The organism is Taibaiella chishuiensis (genome assembly GCF_003014535.1).
Taxonomy (GTDB): Bacteria; Bacteroidota; Bacteroidia; order Chitinophagales; family Chitinophagaceae; genus Taibaiella; species Taibaiella chishuiensis.
Genome location: NZ_PYGD01000001.1, coordinates 829,200 through 850,829 on the forward strand (window position 1 = coordinate 829,200; position 21,630 = coordinate 850,829).

17 protein-coding genes are annotated in these 21,630 nt (G+C 49.6%); 10 read left to right on the forward strand and 7 right to left on the reverse strand.

The window, feature by feature from the left end; genetic code table 11:
* Positions 1–10 precede the first annotated feature (10 nt).
* Entirely contained in the window at positions 11–3,163 is a 3,153-nt protein-coding gene (locus B0I18_RS03465) for a T9SS type B sorting domain-containing protein (RefSeq protein WP_106521245.1), read from the forward strand.
* A 75-nt stretch (positions 3,164–3,238) separates the two neighbouring features.
* On the opposite strand, the gene sufD is transcribed toward B0I18_RS03465, so the two are convergent.
* The 3 genes from sufD to sufB form a co-directional block, all read right to left on the reverse strand.
* A complete protein-coding gene (gene sufD, locus B0I18_RS03470; RefSeq protein WP_106521246.1) occupies positions 3,239–4,603 on the reverse strand; it encodes a Fe-S cluster assembly protein SufD in 1,365 nt (454 codons plus the stop codon).
* Positions 4,604–4,660: 57 nt separating this feature from the next.
* A complete protein-coding gene (gene sufC, locus B0I18_RS03475; protein ID WP_106521247.1) occupies positions 4,661–5,413 on the reverse strand; it encodes a Fe-S cluster assembly ATPase SufC in 753 nt (250 codons plus the stop codon).
* A 63-nt stretch (positions 5,414–5,476) separates the two neighbouring features.
* Positions 5,477–6,922, reverse strand: coding sequence for a Fe-S cluster assembly protein SufB (gene sufB / locus B0I18_RS03480; protein WP_106521248.1), 1,446 nt, complete (start codon positions 6,920–6,922; stop codon positions 5,477–5,479).
* Positions 6,923–7,278: 356 nt separating this feature from the next.
* Between sufB and B0I18_RS03485 the strand changes: the two genes are divergently transcribed.
* Both B0I18_RS03485 and B0I18_RS03490 read left to right on the forward strand, forming a co-directional pair.
* The gene (locus B0I18_RS03485) at positions 7,279–7,473 is read left to right on the forward strand and encodes a class I lanthipeptide (protein ID WP_106521249.1); all 195 of its coding nucleotides are present in this window, start codon (positions 7,279–7,281) and stop codon (positions 7,471–7,473) included.
* An 86-nt stretch (positions 7,474–7,559) separates the two neighbouring features.
* Positions 7,560–7,775 carry a class I lanthipeptide gene (locus B0I18_RS03490; protein WP_106521250.1) on the forward strand — a complete coding sequence of 72 codons (216 nt, stop codon included), beginning with the start codon at positions 7,560–7,562 and terminating at the stop codon, positions 7,773–7,775.
* 69 nt (positions 7,776–7,844) lie between these two features.
* Here the strand turns inward: B0I18_RS03490 and B0I18_RS03495 are convergent, their stop codons facing one another.
* From B0I18_RS03495 to mscL, 4 genes are all read right to left on the reverse strand, one after another.
* Positions 7,845–9,401, reverse strand: a complete 1,557-nt coding sequence (locus tag B0I18_RS03495; protein ID WP_106521251.1) for an Rne/Rng family ribonuclease — start codon at positions 9,399–9,401, stop codon at positions 7,845–7,847.
* A gap of 396 nt (positions 9,402–9,797) precedes the next feature.
* Positions 9,798–10,667, reverse strand: coding sequence for a tetratricopeptide repeat protein (locus tag B0I18_RS03500; RefSeq protein WP_106521252.1), 870 nt, complete (start codon positions 10,665–10,667; stop codon positions 9,798–9,800).
* Between the two features lie 978 nt (positions 10,668–11,645).
* Complete coding sequence (locus tag B0I18_RS03505) at positions 11,646–12,407, reverse strand: phosphoglycerol geranylgeranyltransferase (protein ID WP_245882042.1); 762 nt, start codon at positions 12,405–12,407, stop codon at positions 11,646–11,648.
* A gap of 61 nt (positions 12,408–12,468) precedes the next feature.
* Positions 12,469–12,900, reverse strand: coding sequence for a large conductance mechanosensitive channel protein MscL (mscL, locus tag B0I18_RS03510; protein ID WP_106521253.1), 432 nt, complete (start codon positions 12,898–12,900; stop codon positions 12,469–12,471).
* A gap of 237 nt (positions 12,901–13,137) precedes the next feature.
* On the opposite strand from mscL, the gene B0I18_RS03515 reads away from it, so the two are divergent.
* The 7 genes from B0I18_RS03515 to murB all read left to right on the forward strand — a co-directional run bounded on the left by B0I18_RS03515 (position 13,138) and on the right by murB (position 21,576).
* On the forward strand, positions 13,138–13,698 hold the full coding sequence (locus tag B0I18_RS03515) for an RNA polymerase sigma-70 factor (RefSeq protein ID WP_106522038.1): 561 nt from the start codon (positions 13,138–13,140) through the stop codon (positions 13,696–13,698).
* Positions 13,699–13,761: 63 nt separating this feature from the next.
* Positions 13,762–14,742 (forward strand): FecR family protein, encoded by a 981-nt coding sequence (locus B0I18_RS03520; RefSeq protein WP_106521254.1) that lies wholly within the window; start codon positions 13,762–13,764, stop codon positions 14,740–14,742.
* A 201-nt stretch (positions 14,743–14,943) separates the two neighbouring features.
* A complete protein-coding gene (locus tag B0I18_RS03525) occupies positions 14,944–16,740 on the forward strand; it encodes an STN and carboxypeptidase regulatory-like domain-containing protein (protein WP_181358320.1) in 1,797 nt (598 codons plus the stop codon).
* A 55-nt stretch (positions 16,741–16,795) separates the two neighbouring features.
* Positions 16,796–18,025, forward strand: coding sequence for a hypothetical protein (locus B0I18_RS03530; RefSeq protein WP_106521256.1), 1,230 nt, complete (start codon positions 16,796–16,798; stop codon positions 18,023–18,025).
* A 132-nt stretch (positions 18,026–18,157) separates the two neighbouring features.
* Entirely contained in the window at positions 18,158–18,871 is a 714-nt protein-coding gene (locus tag B0I18_RS03535; protein WP_106521257.1) for a head GIN domain-containing protein, read from the forward strand.
* Between the two features lie 143 nt (positions 18,872–19,014).
* The gene (locus B0I18_RS03540) at positions 19,015–19,374 is read left to right on the forward strand and encodes a DUF4288 domain-containing protein (RefSeq protein WP_181358321.1); all 360 of its coding nucleotides are present in this window, start codon (positions 19,015–19,017) and stop codon (positions 19,372–19,374) included.
* Positions 19,375–20,559: 1,185 nt separating this feature from the next.
* On the forward strand, positions 20,560–21,576 hold the full coding sequence (murB, locus tag B0I18_RS03545) for a UDP-N-acetylmuramate dehydrogenase (RefSeq protein WP_106521259.1): 1,017 nt from the start codon (positions 20,560–20,562) through the stop codon (positions 21,574–21,576).
* Positions 21,577–21,630 lie beyond the last annotated feature (54 nt).

Here is a 21,630-nt window from a genome sequence, read left to right on the forward strand (position 1 = left end):
ACAAACTAAGATGAAGAAGATACACATTGGGATGGCGCTGATCGTAATCTTGCTGCAGTTGGTATGCAGCAAAAGGGCTGGCGCTGTCGATGCGGGGGGCGGCGAGCTGACCTATGAATATGTAAACGACTCTACCTACCGGTTTTATTTTAAGTATTACCGGGGCTGCGGCGGCTTCCCGGAATGGAACCAGATAAGCCTCTGTTACCGCAATACAACCTGTGGCGGTATCTGGTCTACCAAGCGCCTGGATAAAATGGTATCCACGCCCGATGGCCGGCCCAACGGCCAGGTTGTAGATGCGGGCTGTGCCGGAATCAGTAATACCTGTAACGATCCTACTTCTACCAACGAGATGTACCGTGCCTGGTGGTATTCCGGCGAAGTAACCATACCACCCTGCAACAAATGGCTCTTTTCCGTCAACATCGTACAGCGCGATATGAATACGCCTTCTAACCTGGTGGTACTGCCTTACCCCGACAACAACCTGTACATAGAGGCTGTGATCGATAACACGGTTGCCAAAAAACAATCCTCTCCTTACTTTACCGTACCGCCGCCGGTGTATGCCTGCGCCGGCAGTAGCTTCAGCTATAACGGCGGGGTGATCGATCCCGACGGCGACTCGCTGGTCTATCGTACCATTCAGCCGAGAAGTGCGACCGCCGATCTTTTTGTTGTTTGTGCCGGCTATCCGCCGCTGACCATGTCCTTTTCCAACATGGCTTACAACACCAACAATAATCCCTTTGCCACCAATAATAGTTATAGCCTTAACGCAGCCACGGGCGATATGAGTTTTACACCGGCCGGCAGCCAGCGGGCTTACCTGGCCTATATCGTAGAGAAATACCGTAACGGTACACTGATCGGTTCGGTGATGCGCGATTCCCGCCTGGATATCCGCAATTGCACCACGCCGCCCTTTACCGTAAATATGAATACCGCTACGATAACCGGCGGTACCATGAGCAATGATACCCTGATGTTGTGTGGCAATACGGAAGCCAACTTCTGCTTCCAGGCTACAGCAGCCGCAGGTACGGTACTGCAGGTTACGGACAATAGCGGCGCGATGTTGAAAGGAGCGGCTGTAACCTATACGGGACAAGGCTCCAACAATGTATCGGGTTGTGTACAATGGCGGCCGCAGGGCAATGATACCGGTTATCATAACTTCGTGGTGAATGTAAAAGATTCTACCTGTTCGGCTACCGGTATGCCGGTTATCCGTTCGTACCGCTTCCCGGTTTATGTAAAACCCGGCGCCCAGATCTGGGTAGAGGATACGCTCATTTGCCCTGGAGCATCTACACGGCTTGCCGGTATCGGTGGTACGCAGTTCTCCTGGTCTTCGGTGCCTATGAACTCGGGCTTCTCCTGCACCACCTGCGATACCACCATCGTTACGCCCCAGGATACCACGCTGTACATCGTACATTCGAACCTCAACAACGGTTGCCGTACCGTCGATTCGGCATGGGTATACCGCGACCGGTCTACCAGGCTGGACGTATCGCCCGATACCATTGCGCTCTGTGATGGCGGGGCTTATGTAATGCTGAATGCAACCGCTTCGGGGCTTAAGCCGCTCAAAACCGTTGCCTGTGGCGCTTACAGCCCTGTATCGTCTACCGGGCTGCATGTGATGGAAATGGCACAGGGCAGCAATAACAGCAGCTCCAGCAATATTCATTATACCTATGCCGAATATTGGGGACCTTTCTACCAGCTCTATCGTACCCAGCGTATGCAGACCATCTACCGTAAGGAAGAGCTGCGGCATGAAGGCATGTTGCCCGGGAGTATACAGAAGCTGGCACTGCATTACGCGCCGTCCGGCGGTGTCAATCCCACCTACCAGGACGTAAAGATCGCTATGCGGTGTACCGACAAGTTCGAGTTTGTATCGCCCTTCCAGAATGAATTTGAAACCGGCCTGGTCGAAACTTTTTCCGCGCCGAGCGTCACTCTGCAACCGGGTTGGAACGAATTTACCTTTACCGTACCTTACGATTACGATACGGCTAAGAACCTGGTCGTGCAGTTTTGCTACAGCGGTGTAACGCCCGCCTACTCGGCCTCGGCGCCTATGCTGCCTATCTATTATGTAACCACGCCCTACCGCTCGTCTATCAGTTCGGGGCAAACGGCAGCGGGCAGCGCCTGCAGCAACAACGTAGGCACGGTGGTCACCAATAGCCGCAGGCCGGATATCCGTTTGTCCTTTACCGGTATGCCGGAAACCAACTATACCTACGCCTGGACACCGCCTGCCGGAATGGATAACCCCGGAGCCGCATCTACAGGCGTGTTTGCCGACTCTACCCGCTGGTATACCGTATCGACCAAAGGGCGTTATGGCTGCGAGGTTAAAGATTCGATCCTGGTTTATGTAGCTAAGAAAGATTTTGAAGTATACCCGGCACGTACCGAAGCCTGCCTGGGCGATGTAGTGCGGTTGAATGGTACCGGCGGTTATACGTACAACTGGTACAACAGTGATTTTTCGCTGCCCTCCGGCTTTACCTGTATCAACTGCGATACGCCAAACGTTACGCCCGGCCTGGGCCAGCATGACTACAGTGTGATCATTGCCGACTATTTCAAATGCTCCGATACGCTCAATGCCTCGATCTATGTAAACGATACGCCGGCCACGGTTGTGCTCAATAACGATACGACCATCTATTACGGGCAAAGCATACAGCTGTTTGCCGAAGGCGCCCTGCATTATATCTGGACGCCGGCCGCTTCGCTCAATAACCCAAGGGTTGCTGCCCCGGTAGCTTCGCCGCAACAGAGCACCTGGTACGTGGCCAACGGTTATACCGCGGCAGGTTGTACCAATAAGGATTCTGTGCTGGTAAAAGTGATCGTTAATGAAAATGCATTTATCCCGAACGCGTTCAGTCCTAACGGCGATGGCGTCAACGATGTGTTCAAGGTAGGCAACCTCATACACCAGCGTATTATGGCCTTCAGCATTTTCGATCGTTGGGGGGAAGAGATATATAAAGCCGGTATCAACGAGAACGGCTGGGACGGAACCTACCGGGGCAAACAGATGCCCCTGGGCACTTACTATTACTATATACAGCTGGCCCTGCCCGACGGTGCGCTTAAAACTTACCGCGGCGACCTGACGCTGATCAGATAGACGACCAAACGAGTACCTGCAAAAAAACACCCGCGATAAGCGGGTGTTTTTATCTACAGGTATATTTTACTCAGGTCAGGCTTCTTCGTGTTTCGACATTTCGGCAGCGATCAGCTGTTCGAGATAGGTGCGTAATGCGGGTATTTTTACCTTTTCGGTAACGTCGAAGGCAAAGGCATTCACCATCATCTTCTTGGCCGACTGTGCACTGATACCGCGGCTTTGCAGGTAGAACAGGGCTTCCTTGTTGATCTGCCCGATAGTAGTACCGTGGCTGCATTTTACATCGTCTGCAAAGATCTCTAACTGCGGCTTGGCATTTACTGTAGCCTTTTCGCTGAACAGGATATTGTTGCTCTGCTGGAAGGCATTGGTCTTCTGGGCATCCTGGTATACATAGATCTTACCGTTAAACACCGCTTTAGACTTGTCGAGCAATACGCCTTTATACAACTGGTTGCTTTCGCCATGCGGGAACTTATGGTGTACCTCGGTATGGTTGTCGACCAGCTGGCTGCCTGCGGTCAGGTACAGGCCATACAGATGGCTTTCAAGACCTGCGGCATTCAGGTGCAGGCTCAGGTTATTGCGTACAAAGTCTGCGCCGGGTAAGGTAAAGGTATAGTTGCTGTAATTGCTGCCTGCAGCCTGTGTGGCTTCGGTACGATGTACCAGGCGGATACCTTCCCTGCCGGTCTGTATATCGTAATGGTGGAAGTGCGCGTTTTCGGCTACTGCGATTTCCGTTACACCGTTTACAAAAACAGGGTTAGTGGTCTTGTCGGTAATTACGGTTTCGATAATCTCGAGCGATGCGCCTGCAGCTACCACGATCAGGTGACGTGGTTGCAGGAATACAGCCGAGTCGGCCAGGATTACGTTAACGATATGCAGGGGCCTGTCGAGGGCTTTATTTTTAGGCGCTTCGAGATACAGGCCGTCGGTATACAACGCGGTATTCAAAGCGGTAAAGGCATTGTCCTTAACCGTGGCAATAGCGCCGAAGTGTTGTTCAAAAGCAGGCTCATGCTCTGCATCCAGGAACGAAAGGATCTTCAGGTCCTTAGCATCGGGCAGTACGGACAGGTCGTTGTTGATACGGCCGTTAACCGTAACCAGGCGGTAAGCGCCTTTCTGCTCGCCTTTGATCGAATGTTGCACCTCGTCCAGGTGGGCGGCGATCAGTTTTGCAGTCTGATCGAAAGCTTCTTTGGACAGCTCGCTGGTAACTACTTCCAGGTCGTAGGCTTCTTTAAGGTAGGGCAGGGTATTGGTAAACCGCCACTCCTCGTTTTTAACAGAAGGAAAACCAGTAGATCTGAATATATCGAAAGCTTCCTGGCGCAATGCCCGCAAGTGTTCGTTGCCGCTTTGTAAAGAGGCAATTTCAAACTTAGCCGCAAAGCGCTCGTATAACGGCGTTTCTATTTGATTGGTCATTATCATTTTTATAGATTTTCATGCTGCACCGGTGCGATGCACCCCTACATCAGCAAATTAACTCACTGTTTCTTCTTTGATCCAGTCATAACCCCTTTCTTCGAGTTCCAGGGCCAGTTCTTTGCCGCCGGTTTTTACGATCTTGCCATCGCTCAGTACGTGTACAAAATCGGGAACGATATAGTCCAGCAGGCGCTGGTAGTGGGTAATGATGATGAACGCATTGTCCTTGCTGCGCAGTTTGTTTACGCCGCGGGAAACGATACGCAGGGCATCGATATCGAGGCCCGAATCGGTTTCGTCCAATATGCTCAGCTTAGGTTCGAGCATAGCCAGCTGGAAGATCTCGTTCCTTTTCTTCTCACCGCCGGAAAAGCCTTCGTTGAGCGAACGGTTAACCAGTTTGGCATCGAACTCTACGAGTTTCTGTTTTTCTTTGGACAGGGCCAGGAACTCTTTCGCAGTCATAGCCTCAAGGCCTTTATACTTGCGGATCTCGTTCATGGCTGTTTTCAGGAAGTTGATATTCGATACGCCGGGGATCTCGATCGGGTACTGGAAAGCAAGAAACACACCTTCGCGGGCACGGTCTTCGGGCGACATGTCCAGCAGGTCCTTGCCATCGAGGCTGATGCTGCCTTCGGTCACTTCGTAGTTCTGGCGGCCGGAAAGTACGGAGGCCAGCGAACTTTTTCCCGCGCCGTTGGGACCCATAATGGCGTGAACTTCGCCGGCTTTTACTTCGAGGTTAAGCCCTTTCAGTATTTCTTTTTCTTCTACTCCTGCGTGCAGGTTTTTAATTGATAACATATAAGCTCAAAGCCACGGGGGCCTTTTTAATTAAGGTTGATCACAAAAAATGAATGCCGGGTCTTAACCGACGCTGCCTTCCAGGGATATCGCCAGCAGCTTCTGTGCTTCTACGGCAAATTCCATCGGCAGTTTATTCAGTACTTCTTTGGCAAAACCGTTCACGATCATCTCCACCGCCTTTTCGGTATCGATACCGCGGGCATTGAGATAAAAGATCTGGTCTTCGCCGATCTTCGACGTCGTAGCCTCATGTTCCAGCGTCGCCGTATTGTTCCTGGATTCGATATAAGGGAAGGTATGCGCACCGCAACGGTCGCCGATCAGCATCGAGTCGCACTGGGTAAAGTTACGTGCGTTGTCTGCCTTGCTGCCGATCTGTACCAAGCCGCGGTAGCTGTTCTGGCCATTACCTGCCGATATCCCTTTGGAGATGATGCGGCTGCGGGTATTGGCGCCCAGGTGATAAATCTTGGTGCCGGTATCGGCAATCTGTTTGCCTTTGGTAACGGCTACGCTGTAAAACTCACCATAGCTGTTGTCGCCCTGCAGGATCACGCTGGGGTATTTCCAGGTAATGGCCGAACCGGTTTCTACCTGGGTCCAGGAGAGTACCGCGTTGGCGCCTTTGCAGATGCCGCGTTTGGTTACGAAGTTGTAGATACCGCCTTTGCCTTCCGCATCGCCGGGGTACCAGTTCTGCACGGTCGAGTATTTTACTTCGGCATTATCCATCACCACGATCTCTACTACTGCGGCGTGCAATTGGTTCTCGTCGCGCATCGGTGCGGTACAGCCTTCGAGGTAGCTTACATAAGCTTCCTTATCGGCTACGATCAGCGTACGTTCAAACTGGCCGGTATTCTGCGCATTGATCCGGAAATAGGTAGAGAGTTCCATCGGGCAACGTACGCCTTTGGGTATGTATACGAATGAGCCATCGGAGAACACCGCGGCGTTCAGTGCGGCAAAAATATTATCGCTGTGCGGTACCACGCTGCCCAGGTATTGTTTTACCAGTTCGGGATGCTCTTTAACGGCTTCGCCGAAGGAGCAGAATATAATACCCAGTTTGTTCAGCTCTTCCTTGTAGGTGGTCTTTACCGACACGCTGTCGAATACCACATCCACGGCTACACCGGCCAGGCTTTTCTGTTCGGAAAGCGGTATGCCCAGCTTTTCAAAAGTGGCCAGCAGCTCGGGATCTACCTGGTCGAGACTGTCGTATTTAGGTTTGGAACTGGGAGCAGCGTAGTAAGAAATGCCCTGGAAGTTCATGTCGGGCATTTTAAAGTTCTGCCAGCCGGGAAGGTCCATTTTCTCAAAAGCATGAAAAGCCTTCAGGCGCCATTCCAGCAGCCATTCGGGCTCTTCTTTTTTCTTTGAAATAAAGCGAATGGTATCTTCATTAAGGCCGGGTGGCAATATGTCCATTTCGATGTCGGTAACGAAACCATGCTCGTATTCTTTACCGGCAATCTCTTCTAAGTATTCGGTACTGTTTTCCATAACATCTCAGCCCATGGGATATAGGGCATTACCTGTGATTAAGCCTGCAAAGTTACAACCAAAAACCTGCAAAAACCAAGGTTAATGATAAAAGGTTTCTATATAGTATTAGGCTATACAAACCGGCCTCCGCAGCAGGCTTGCAGCACTTTTATCCTCCTGCACCGGGTATCGGTCGGTATATTTTGCGCCGCAAAGTTCTTATTAAAAAAATAAAAAATACCAGGAATCCGGTATTTTTTATTAATATGTGAAAATTTATTTTTGTTGCCGCTGCTTATGCAGCGTACTCCGGGGCTTGCCCCGTTTTTACCCGGCTTATCATTTCCTTTTATTCACTTAAAAACCAAATTTTTATGAAAAAGAAAAGTGCTGGTCTCTCCCGTAAATTATTTCTGAATAAAGCTGTGCTGGCCGAACTGAACCTGCGGCAGCAGCAAGTGCTTATCGGCGGGGCTGCGCCCAGCCGCAAATTGCCCTGTGTAACCGTAGCCGGCGCCGGCAGTTGCAATACTACGCCCCCGAACCAGGATATCTGTATCTGGTGCTAAAATTAACCGGTACCATTTGCATTGCCTGATGTCCCCGCTGCGGGGAACTGAAGAAAATTTAATCACCCCCTTTATTCCCATTGTTTATGAAAAAGAAAAAAACCGGCCTGCCCAGGCTGCAGTTCAACAAAGAAGCCATCAGTATTTTGAATACCTGGCATAGCGCCGGGGTAAAAGGCGGCAGCGGCCTCGATTGCGGCGGCGTGCAGGTGAGCAATGGCCAGCCCATCAGCTGTATCGGCCATACCTGCGAGTCCTGGAACTCCGAGATGCCTACCTGCTGGAATTGCGCCGAGGCCTGATCCCGGGTATAAAAAAGAACGCCGCCAATAACCACGATGGTTAAGGCGGCGTTTTCTTTTTTGAAGCTTTTAGAGCTTAATAATTTCTTCCGTTTTCTGATCGAAAAAATGATATTCGGTCATCTGGTAATTGTTGTCGGTGTGGAGCTTCAGCCATACACCGTACGTACGGTACCATTTCCACTGCAGGGAGCGCCAGAAACCGCTGGTCTTCAGGTAAGCAACAAGCATGGGGTGTGCGTGCAGCTTCAGTTTGCGGTGTCCCTGGTTGATCAGGTACCTGAAATCTTTTTCTACCTCGTCGGTAATCAGGATCGAAGGGCCTATTTTGCCGGTTCCTTTACAGGTAGGGCATACCTCGGCCGTACTGATATTGATCTCGGGGCGGAGGCGCTGACGGGTAATCTGCATCAAGCCGAACTTGGAGATCGGGAGCAGGGTATGCCGAGCTCGGTCGGTGGTCATGCACTCCGTCATGTAATCATAAAGCTTTCGCTTGTTGTCGGGCAGCTTCATATCGATAAAGTCGATAATGATGATACCGCCGATATCGCGAAGGCGCAGTTGCCTGCAAATTTCTTCTGCGGCTTCCAGGTTGGTCTTCAGGGCGCTTTCCTCCTGGTTGCCGTCTGCGGCGCGGGTACCGCTGTTCACGTCGATCACGTGCATCGCTTCGGTATGCTCGATAATGAGGTAAGCGCCGCTTGCGAGGTTTACCGTTTTACCGAATGCGGCCTTTACCTGCCGGGTAATCCCGAAGTGATCGAATATCGGCTGGCCGTTATGGTAGAAGTTGACGATCTCTTCTTTTTCCGGTGCGATACGGGATACATATTCCCGGGTTTCGTTCATGATCCCTTTTTCATTGACAACGATACGCTGGAAACTTTCGTTCAGCAGGTCGCGCAAGATGGAGGTGGTTTTAGCCTGTTCGCTCAGGATCCGTTTGGGCGGATGAGCGCCTTTCAGGTTTTCCTGTATAGTTTTCCACTGGTTGGTCAGGTCCAGCAGATCGGCATGCAATTCGGCCGTGTTTTTGCCCTCGGCTGCGGTTCTTACGATTACCCCGAAGTTTTTGGGTTTGATACTTTCCACGATCTTTTGCAGCCGTTTTCTTTCTTCTCCGGAGTGAATTTTCCGGGATACGGATACAAAATTATTGAAGGGGGTAAGTACTACAAATCTTCCGGGAAACGAGAGTTCGCAACTTAAACGGGGACCTTTGGAAGATATCGGTTCTTTCAGAATCTGGACAATGATCTCAGGTTTCTGGGTAAGAACATCGGTAATCTTACCGGTCTTTAATATTTCCTGCTCATTCTCGAACTTGCCAAAATCGAAGCCATTGGGGCTGTTGTCCCTTATGGCTGTATTTGTAAATTTCAACAGTGAACGGATATACGGACTCAGGTCGGAATAATGGAGAAAAGCGTCTTTTTCGTATCCAACATCTACAAATGCGGCATTAAGGCCGGGCATCAGTTTTTTTACTTTGCCTAGATATAAATCACCAACGGCAAACGCCGAATTATTATGTTCGTAATGAAGTTCTACGAGTTTTTTATCTTCCAGAAGCGCTATTTCTACCCCATCAGCCGACGCATTGATTATCATTTCTTTATTCATGAAAATCGTTTTAGTCGTCACCAATACTGCTCCTGCTCCCGGGTATAGATCCCGTGGAGCAGTGCAGTTTTTTTTCTGCACGCTTATAAAAATACAAACCCCATACTTACTCAGGGAGCAGTACCGGGGTTAGCATTTTATAATATTGGAATTAAACAGAAAGGCCATGCATATACATTAGATAAAGCTGGTTTCCGTTAAAAAACAGTGCTATTTCTTTTTGCTCTTATGACGGTTCTTTCTTAAACGCTTCTTACGTTTGTGGGTGGCGATTTTATGACGTTTCCTCTTTTTACCACTTGGCATAGCTCAAATAATTTTTTGTTGTTAAAAATAGTATTTCGTATAGAGTACCTTATAAAAAAGTCTTCCAAAGTTTGGTTCCCTTACGGGAAATTAAAAGGTCTTCATGTATTCGTCCAGGTCTTTGTTGAAGTCCGGGTTATTCATGATCCTTTTAGCTTCATTGAACATCGCTTTCGCTTTATCCGTTTCCTTTTGCCGCTTATAGGCTTCACCCAGGAACAGGTAGGCTTCTACGTTATTCTTATCCACCCGCAATATCGTATTGCCCCGCGCTACAGCCTTATCCAGCTGTCCCGACTCCACGGCCATTTTACCTAAAATAATATTGGCAGGTATATTTGTCGAGTCTTTCCGCACAATAGTCAGCAGCTGCTCAATGCCTTTCATCGTCTCTCCGGTTCCATCTATAAACACGCCGGCAAGCTCTATGCGGGTAGTGTCGTTATTGGGGTTAAGCTCCAGAAGCTGGTTGTAGCAAGCGATTGCTTCCTCTGCCATCCACTGTCTTACCGATCGATTCCGTTCATGATGGAGCTCCTCTGACAGCAAATGGGCTGCAAAGTTCAGCTTTTTTTCTGAATTTTCCAATTTTCCGGATTTCGCGAAGTAATAAGCAGCTACGGCGTGGTTTTTATTTTGTTGCCACAGCTTACCGAGGGTCTCATAAGCAGCGATTTGCTGGGCGGTTACATCGCCGCGGGTAATCGTATTTTCCTGGCGGTTAATTTCGGCCTGGGCTGCCGGAGCCAGCTTTTGCTTGGCGGCGGCGAGCAGCGAATCGAAGCTGGCGGCTTTTGGAATTTCCATACCGGCGGCCTGGCGTTCACCCGGTGTTCCGCCCTGGGACATGGCTGCAGCCATTTTATCCTCTTTTTTAGGCGCCACCGTATTCCCGGCAAAATAGAGCAATGCAATCAGTCCTAAAGCGGCGGCAATAGCGCCGTAATGTATCGGTTTCAAAGGCAAAATTTGCTGCAAAGGTAGGGAAGGAAAATTTAAGCGCCGGTTAATGGGTGCAAGGCCCGCGATCCGGCAGACACGGATGAAGAGGAATTAAGGACGCTAGTTAAGGCCTCACACCGCTGCGATTCTGGTGAATTGTATTGCTTTGGACGGGATAGTGTGGATTAGGGCGGATTTAAGGGTTGGCTATTGTTAGGGATATTTTTAGGTCTCGCGGCGGCTACGATTGTCGTGGTGTATTGTATTGCTTGGGTCTGTATCGTGCGGGTCAGGCGGGATTGAGGGATGGATATTGTCATAGATATTTTTGTCTCGCTGCGGCGCGGCGAGACCATTTTTTTAATACCTGTTACCTGTATCAGGCCTGCAGTGTAACAGGACAAGCGAAACTTCGTATGCTCGTCCGGGGCTTTTTCAGGTCTCGCAGCGAGACAGCGATTGTGTGGATTTTATTGCTTTGAACGGGATAATGCGGATCACGCGGATTTGAAGGTTAGCTATTGTTATAGATGTTTTCCGCCGCTGTTGGTGTTGTCACCAACAGCAGATTTATATGCTAAAGTACGGTTATCAGCACCCGGAGAACGCTCGGAATAGATCGGGCTAACAGATAAGCTTGCTCAAAATTGCCGCGGGGAGGAACAAGATGATGGTTTATAAGGTGAAAGGCAGGATAAGGATGGATCAAGCGGAAAAGCTGGATATTTCCGGACATCACTTGTCTCGTTGCGGCGCGGCGAGACTATTTTTTTAATACCTGTTACCTGTATCAGGCCTGCAGTGTAACAGGACAAGCAAAACTTCGTATGCTCGTCCGGGGCTTTTTAAAGTCTCGCAACGACACAGCGATCGTTGCGGGAAATGTTTTGGTAAGTCGTGTGCAAACAGCCAGGGTAAAGTATCCGCCTGCAAACTCAAAAATAAAACTCCCGGCGCCGGGCCGGGAGTCTGAAAAAAATATCAGGAAAAAAGGGATCAGATGCCGATCGCGGATTCTTTGGCGGCGAGGCTCATTTCCCGGATCAGCGAAGGATCTTTTTCGATGGCATTGCCCACCACGATGATCTGTGCACCGGCCCTGCCGTTTTCATAAACCTTTTCGGGCGTACGGATACCGCCGCCTATTACCAGCGGGATGTCTATATTGCCGGCTACCCGGCTGATCATTTCGGTACTGATCGGGTACTTGGCGCCACTGCCGGCATCCATATAAATAAGGTGCTTGCCCTGCAGTTCGCCGGCCCATGCGGTACAAAGCGCCACGTCGGGTTTGTTGGCCGGGATGGGCGCCGAATGGCTCATATACGAAACCGTAGTGGGCACGCCACCATCGATCACCATATAACCGGTAGAGATCACTTCGAGGCCGCTCATCTTAACCGCCGGGGCAGAGACTACGTGCTGCCCGATCAGCAAGTCCGGGTTACGACCCGAGATCAGCGAGAGGTACAGCAGGGCATCGGCGCAGGGGGAAACCTGCGCAGGGCTGCCGGGGAACAGTACTACCGGGATCTTACTGACGGTTTTAAATTGCTGGATACAATGGTCTACATGTGCGGTAACCACGATACTACCCCCCATAAAGACATAATCTACGCCGGCATCTTCACATTTCTGTGCGATACTGCATATGGAGTCGGGAGTAACGCTGTCCGGGTCAATTAAAACGGCAAAGGCATGTTTGCCCGTCGCTTTTAATTGCCTGAACTGGGGTAGAACCAGGCTGGCACGCATCATAATCTATTGGATTAAAGGGGCCCGGGGCAACCCGGGCCGGGTACTTGAATTTACTGCAAACTTAGTTTTTCTTTTTCAACTCATCACGGATTTCAGTAAGTAAAACCTCGGTAGAGGAGGGCGCTTTCGGCGGTGCAACAGCCTCTTCTTTACGTTTCATGGCATTGATTGCTTTTACCATAATGAAAATAACGAGGGCCAGCAGCAGGAAATTGATCGCTACGGTAATAAAGTTACCATAGGCAAATATGGCGGTGTCTTTGATCTTCTGCGCTTCGGCCAGGGGTGTACCGGCCGGCACATCTCCTTTCAGGACCACATAAAGATTGCTGAAGTCGGGCTGGCCGATAACGGCCGAAACCAGGGGCATGACAAGGTCTTTTACGATGCTGTCGATGATCTTGCCAAAGGCAGCGCCAATGATGACACCGACCGCCAGATCCATTACATTACCCTTGATTGCAAACTCTTTAAATTCTTTAAGAAATCCCATACGATTTTAAATTTATTGGTTAAAAATAAAGATCATGGCTCAAAAATAATTCCTTTTATGATAAATGCAGGTTAATAATAGGATTATTATCCCCGGCAGGGGCCATTTTTCTGTTTGTTATTACTGAAACAAATTTCGTGCCGTTGTATAGGGGTAAGTGTATTTTTAAATGTCTGATATTAAATGCAAACTTTGGAACAAGCGAGTACCTTTGACGGGCAAAGCCATTTATTGCACATGGAAATAAATACTACCGGAATTACCACAACGGAATTTGAACGGATTTTTAAGGCCCATTTCAAGCCCTTGCATGCTTATGCCTGTACGATCCTGAGGGAGGAAGCGATAGCGGAAGAGATGGTGCAGCAGGTTTTTTACAAACTGTGGGAGAAAAGAGAACAGGTGATCATTAACCAGTCGGCCAGCGCGTACCTGTACCGTTCTGTTTATAATGAATGTTTAAATTATCTGAAACATCAAAAGGTGAAACAGGCACATCAACAGCATACACGGCATACGACAGAAGAAGCCTCGGAGCACGCTTCGAAAAAAATTATTGCCAAGGAACTGGAGGCGAAAATTGCAGACGCGCTTACCCAGTTGCCCGAACAATGCCGCACCATTTTCCAGATGAGCCGCTTCGAAGAACTGAAATACCGGGAGATCGCACAGCGGCTCAACCTTTCGGTGAAAACGATCGAAAACCAGATGGGTAAGGCACTGAAGATTATGCGCATGCAACTGGCAGAATACCTGCCCCTGGTACTGGTGGGATTACTGCATTTATTACACTCCTGATAGGGTCGGGAGTAAAAAACAATACTTAATTGCCCGGGGGGGCTGTTATAAATAACTGATAAAATGGATGAACTTTTAGTAAAATATCTTTTGGGAGAAACCAGCGCGGAAGAGAGCCGGATGGCAGAGCAGTGGATCAATGCCAGCAAGGATAACAAACGCTACTACGATCACTTCAGGCTGATATGGGAAGAAAGCCTGCAGCTGACCGTAACCCATGAGATTGACGAAAATGATGCCTGGGCCCGCTTTCAGCAGCGTATAGCGCCACAGGAACAGGAGCAGGATACGGCTACCAGCAATAATGTGATTGCCTTCCCGGTTAAAAAGAAGAAAACGGTGTGGCGGGCAGCCGCAGCCGTCGCAGTACTGATGTTCGGCGCCTGGGTAGCACACTTCTATTACGAAACGAACGCCAACCGGGTTACCCTGGCCTCCTCGGAGGATGTGCGCATCGATACCTTGCCGGATGGCTCGGTGGTGACGCTGAACAAGAACTCGTCGCTGGCCTATGCCCGCGATTTCAAAGGCAATGTGCGCGCAGTAACGCTTAAAGGCGAAGCTTTCTTTAATGTGGCCCCCAATAAGGCCAAGCCCTTCGAGATAACGGTCGATGATGTAACGGTAAGGGTAGTGGGTACCTCGTTTAACGTAAAGAACACGCGGGATAAAACCGAGATCATTGTAGAAACGGGTATCGTAACGGTGGCCAAAAGAAGGAACCAGGTAAAATTGCTGCCCAAACAAAAAGCTACCGTGCTGAAAAAGGATGATGCGCCGGTAATTGAAAAAAATAGTGACGAGTTATACAATTTTTACCGGACCCAGGAGTTTGTATGTAATAACACCCCCTTGCATCAGTTGGTCGACGCCCTGAACGAATCGTACAATGCGAAGATCACAATCAATAACCCGGCCATCCGCAACCTGCCGATAACGACGACTTTTCACCGTAAGGACCCGCTTAACCTGATTCTTGGCGTAATAGTAGAAACTCAGAATATACAGATCGAACAAAAAGACGGAAAAATTATGCTGAAATAAACAGCAGCAGTTTTTCAGTGGGATAAAAAAGGTTAGCACAATTTGCTTTGCTGCTAACCTTTTTATTTTTACCAGGGTATGTTTTCCTAAATATTCCCTAAAAGAAAATGAAAATCCCCCGGTAAGGGGGGCGTATTATCTGCGGCTGCGGTTGATTAAAATATTTAATCCCCATAGCTTTGCATGCTATTTCGTCGCCCCATGAAAATACGAATTATACCCTTTATACTCCTTTCCTGCCTTTTACTCTTTTGCTTTTCCACCCGGGCGCAGAATTATCTTCATAAGCGGATAACGGTGCAGGTAAAAAATAAGCCGGTATCGGGCGTATTGAAAATCATCGAACAACATGGTGGTTTTTATTTTTCCTACAACAACAATATCATCAGGGAAGACAGCCTGGTAACGCTCAATATCAATAACAAAGAGGTGCAGCAGGCGCTGGAAGCCCTATTCGGCAAGCGTTACCAGTTCGTTGAGCGCGACAACTACCTGATCATACAACCTTTCCTTTCGCCACAGTTCTGGTATGTAAGCGGCGTGGTGATCGATAAGAGCACCGGCGAGCCGGTAAGTAATGCTACGGTATACGAACGGCAGCAACTGATATCGACGATGACCAATGAGCAGGGTTATTTCCGCCTGCAGCTTAAAGAGCGCCGTCCCGATGTGAATATCAGTGTCAGCAAGATATCTTATGCCGACACCTTCGTGGTATTATCCTCGGCTACGCAACCCGAAGAGCTTAAGCTTACCATTGCGCCGGTTGCCTATCAACTGGATTCGGTGGTTATCTCGGGTGTGGAGCGTACCTGGCTGGGTGGCGCTTTCCTCTCTTCGAAGCAGACCATGAACAGTCTTAACCTCAACAGTTTTTTTACCAAACAACCCTTCCAGTTTTCCCTTACACCCGGGCTGGGGTCGCATGGCCGTATGGGCGCGCAGATCGTTAATAAATTTTCGTTTAACGTGTTTGGCGGTTATACCGCGGGGGTAAATGGTTTCGAGCTGGGCAGCCTGTTCAATATCGTCAAGAAGGATATGAAGTACGCACAAGTAGCCGGTGTGTTCAATATCGTAGGCGGGAGTGTAACGGGTGTACAGATCGCCGGCCTGCACAATACCGTGCTCGACAGTATGAGCGGTATACAGATCGCGGGACTGACCAATGTGGTATCCAAGCGGGTAAAGGGTATACAGATCGCGGGCCTGTACAACCATGCCGTAAGGGGCGATGGTATACAGGTAGGCGGCCTGGGCAATATCAATATACGCCATGCCTCGGGTCTGCAGGTAGCCGGCTTCTTTAACTGTACGCAAAGCCTGAATGGTACGCAGATAGCGGGTTTTGCCAATGTGAACGTGAAAACGCTGAAAGGTATACAGATCGCCGGCCTGGCCAATGTAAGCGCCAAAGAAGTAAACGGGTTGCAGATCTCGGCTTTTGCGAATGTGGCGCGGGTACTGAAGGGCGTACAGATCGGCTTTGTCAACTATGCAGATACCTCTGACGGTTACAGCATCGGCTTTTTGAATATTGTACGTAGAGGCTATCACAAGCTCTCGATCTCCACCAGCGAACTGCAACATGTAAACCTGGCCTATAAATCGGGCAACCATAAGCTGTATAGTATACTGGTACTGGGTTTCCAGGTCGCTGGTAAAGAAGATGCCTACTCCTTTGGTTATGGCCTGGGCAGCGATCTGCGCCTGGGTAAAAAAGGTTTTTTCTTTAACCCCGAACTTACTTCCCTTTATGTATATACGGGCGACTGGGAGCAGCAAAACCTGCTGCACCGTTTGCAGCTGAATATGAAATACAAGCTGGGCAAGCTTTGCAGCGTTTATATGGGGCCTGCGGTTTCTATACTGTATGCCAAGCCTGTGGGTTATGTGGAGGGCTATCGTTCTGATTTTGTAAATGGTTATCCCTCTTTTTCACTGGGCAAAGAGGTGACCGGCTGGCTGGGCTGGTGTGTGGGTGTAGACCTGTTCTGATACTTCCGTAGGGGTATACACGCGTTGGGGTGTCTCATATCCAAACGCACACAGTATGACACGGAAACTTTTTAGCACGGCCCTGCTTTGGCTGATATGCAGTATCCTCGTTTTCTTTTGTTTTCTCATCGTTGCTTCGGCGCAGGAGCTTAAACCGCGCCCGGCACATGTCGGCATTATTTATCCTTTAAGTACTAATGGTACCGAAGCGCCGGAATGCAGCAACCGTTTTTCACTGCACCTGCTCTCCGGCGTTTCGCGTAATGAAACGGCCTTTTGCTTGTCCGGCATCTCGGGTGTGGTACGGCAAAACGCACAGGGGCTGATGCTTTCGGGTATTACCAATATTGTAGGCGATAAGGCACGTGGTGCACAGGTAGCGGGCATCCTCAACCTGGCCCGCAAAGCCACAGAAGGTGCGGCTATAGCCGGTATCGTTAATATTACCGCCGATATGCGCGGTGCACAGGTTGCGGGTTTTGCCAATATCGTACGCGATGCGGAAGGCGCACAGGTTGCCGGTTTTATCAACAAGGCACGTACGGCCGATGCACAGGTGGCTGGTTTCGCCAACCTGGCGCAACGCTCCGATGCCGTGCAGATCGCCGGTTTCGTGAATGTATCAGCCCAGGGTGCAGGGTCGCAGGTGGCAGGTTTTGCTAACCTGGCGGGTAAGACACAAGGCGTACAGGTAGCCGGCTTTGGCAACCTGTCGCGTAGCGATGCCGGTTCGCAGGTAGCAGGCCTGATCAATATTGCCCGCAAGGTGAAAGGGGTACAGGTGGCCGGCCTGATCAATATTGCCGAAGAAAGCGACTACCCCATTGGCCTGATCAACATTATTAAAAACGGGGAAAGGCAGATCGGCGCCAGCATAGACGAGTCGGGCGTAAGCATGCTTACCTTCCGTTCTGGCGGCCGTTACCTCTACGGTATACTCGGCGCCGGTTATAATTTCAAAGAAGATAACGCCCGTTATGCGCTCGAAGGCGGTATCGGCTTCCACATTCCGCTGGCGCGTTATTTCAGGGCCAATGTCGAAATGACCGCAGGTGCACTCTCCGACCTGAAACACAACGTTTACTACAAATCGGGCCTGCGGGTACTGGCAGCCTATAAAGTGGCCAACCGTATCGAGTTCTTTGCCGGCCCATCTATCAACAACCTGAGTTACGAAAGAGACCAGGACGATATCCGGGACCATTACCTCTGGCAGCATAAAGGACGCAACAGTATCAACGGGATATATATCGGCGGAATTGCCGGTATACAAGTAAACCTGTAAGTCCGAAAAAATAAGACCGCCTTTACAAATCTTTAGCCAAGCCTGCCCGCTTTTTCTCCGTCTATGAAGGTGAAGAGGTGAAGTTTTAGCAGATCGCAACACTATTATTTTAAAACAAAACCAATTCAAAACATGAAAAAAATAGCCCTGTTACTGTCTATTGCCTTTTTTGTCCTTACGGTACAAGCCTGCCGTAAAGTATCGGGCCGCGGACCGGTAGTGACCGAAAGTCGCAGCGTGGCCGATTTCAAAGAGATCAAATCCGATATTTCCGGGCAAGTGTATGTTACCCCTTCCGCTACTTATTCCGTAACCATCGAAGCGCAGCAAAACGTGATCGATGTGATCGAAACCGTATTGAACGACAACCGGCTGACCATCAGGGTTAAAAACAATACCTCTGTACGTGCCGAAGACAACATCATCGTACGCGTTTCTTCGCCCGATATCCGTGGGCTGATCCTCAGCGGTTCCGGCAATATCAGCGCCAACAGCCCGATCGCCACTTCCGACCTGTATATGAAAGTAAGCGGCTCCGGTGATATCTACCTCAATGGTTTATCAGCACAAAGCCTGGATGCCAATGTAAGCGGTAGCGGCAGTATCGACATCGCCGGCGGTTCGGTAAACAGGCAGTCGCTCGAGATTACGGGCAGCGGCGATATGGACTTCCTGAATATGGCATCGGGCGATGCCGATGTAAAGATATCGGGTTCGGGTAGCGCCAAAGTGCAGGCTACCGAGAGGCTTAAGGTGCGTATTACCGGTAGCGGCAATGTGTACTATCGCGGTAGTCCCGCCATCGATGTGAATATTACCGGTTCGGGTGGACTGAAGCATATATAAATTAACGTCCCGTTATAAAGGTGCATGTTAAAAAGAAGGTGCTTAAAAACACCCTGATAATAATTCCCTGGCAGGCCCGTTAATACCTGCATGTTACATGTGGCGTTCAAAGGGATAATACGTTTTCTTAAAAAATAATGATTATGGCAACGCAGTGGTTTCTTTCAGAACTTATTTTCCGGATACACGACCCCAGTGGTAAGGCCCTGAATAAATTTATCAAGCAATTGCGACTGGTGAGCGCCGAAACAGAAAAAGAGGCCTACCAGCTGGCGCTGGTACGGGCTTCGCAAGAACTGGACAAGCTCAATAACCCGCCTTATAAAGATATGATCTGGGAGTTTGCCGGTATCGGTTTTATTAAAAACACCGACGACCAGGAGGAAAAAACGACCGAACATCTTTTTGATACGATCGAAGAATACCCGGATGCCGGGGCTTATATGAACCAGCTGCGGATGCGCAACGAAGTGATCCAGATGCAGATCGCGCTTACTGCCTGAGCAACCGGTTCACGACAAGATAATGTTGGTCTGTATGTATACCTTTCGGATTTAACGGATCAGGAAAGGGCAGGATATACCGCTTAGATATTTCAGACATAAATAGCATCGCTCCTGCCAAAGCCGTCTGCTGCATACCAACGCCTTACCCAGCTTCTCCCCGCGCCTGCGGTGGAGAAGCTTTTTATTTCAGGATTAATCGCGGGAAAGAGCGCTCTTCGGGTCAAGCGGAAAAGTTGGGGAACCCCTGGATACTTACCCTGTGTTTTTATTCTTCTTTGTCTTGATACAAAGAAGCAAAAATCAAGACTGTAGAAAAAGTGCTAAAAATGCCTTGTACGCCTAAAAGAAATATTCCGGGCAGTAGAAAAAAATGGACGAAGGAATGATGAACAAACTAAGGTACAGGGCCAGACTGTGGGAACTGTATTTCTTTCTATACGGCGTCCTGCAGCATTTATTCGCTGTATTTTTTTATTCTTTTATTGGTGCTCATGAGCGCTACGCGGTTTATTAACGCCCTTTTTCTAAAGGTCGGTATGTTTGGTTGTTTCCTGGCTAGATGCCCGGCAATGCATGTAATAGGCGTTGAGCAAAGCATTTCCTACGCGGTTGGAGACCAGATGTTACGACCAATATGCACCCGTTCGCTGTGTCGCAGCGCCGCTATTAATATAGTCTATAATTCCCACTACGAACTGCGTAGTGCGCCTTACGGACATTGTGGGGATATCAGGATTTTCTTTTGCTCGCTGCGAGATCCGCGCCGCCGCGAGACCTTAATTAAATATAGCCCCGAAAGCTACAAAATCGACCGACCTTAGAAAAAGAATTCCCCAAAATTCTGCTTGATCCTGCTCTTCCAAGACACATCCGGTCTCGCGAAAAAAGACAAATAAGCATACCGGGCCCGACAAAGCGATTCGTTTAATGTTTCCCTATTTTTTCCAGCCGCGGCGCTACGGAAAAAAATGAATTTCACCGGATCACATTCGCTGGCAAGGACCTTGTATGATAGTATATTTATCTATTCCGGATAGCTTAGGTACTCCCTACTAATTTTCCTCGCATAAAATAACATAGCAACACAGCTGCAGGCTCGATTTGTAATACCCCCGGAAATTCCTCCTGGTCCGTTTTTTCCCGATTTGTTGGTAGTTTCGCAGCACAATTCTACAGATCTACATGTTACAGGTACAACCACACTACGCATTGGCGGGGCTTAATACATTCGGAATGCAGGTTTATGCAGCCCGTTATGCCACCTTCGACCGGGAAGAAGAACTTGCCGGCCTGCAGCAGGAACCGGCCGCAGCAGCGGGCATCCTGGTACTGGGTGGCGGCAGCAATATGCTCTTTACCGGCGATGTGCCGCAACTGGTTGTACACAACAGGATCAAAGGCATCGTTAAACTGCGGGAAGACGGGCAGCACGTATGGCTGCAGGTCGGCGCCGGCGAAATATGGCACGAACTGGTGTTGTATGCCGTAGCAGCCGGTTATGCCGGTATCGAAAACCTGTCGCTGATACCCGGTACGGTAGGCGCTGCACCGATACAGAATATAGGGGCCTATGGCGTGGAAGCCAAAGACGTGATCGAAGCAGTACGGTACTACGATATCGCATCCGGCGCCTTTACCGTTTTGGGCAACGAAGATTGTCGTTTTGCTTACCGCGACAGCATTTTTAAACGCGAGCTGAAAAATAAGGTGATCATTACCGCGGTCACTTTCAGGCTTAATAAAATACCCGTATTCAATACCAGTTACGGTAATATACAACAGGAGCTGGATGCCATGGGCGTTACCGAACTGTCCATCCGGGCTATATCTGATGCGGTTATCCGTATCCGCAGCTCCAAATTGCCCGACCCGCGCGAGATCGGCAATGCCGGCAGTTTTTTTAAAAACCCGGAGGTCGACACTGATCTGTACCTGGCCTTGAAAGCGCAATACCCCACCATACCCGGTTATGCCCTACCCGGGCATATTACCAAAATACCCGCAGGCTGGCTCATCGAGCAATGCGGCTGGAAGGGCTACCGTAAGGACAACTACGGCGTACACAAATTGCAGGCCCTGGTACTCGTTAATTATGGCGGAGCCAGCGGGCAGGACATTGCCGACCTTTCCCTAACCATTATGAACTCCGTAGCAGAGCGGTTTGGTATACAGCTCGAAAGAGAAGTGCAAATCATTTAATATTGATCTAAGTCAATATTGGCGCGGTTATTGCTGGGGATAATCCCGGTGAAT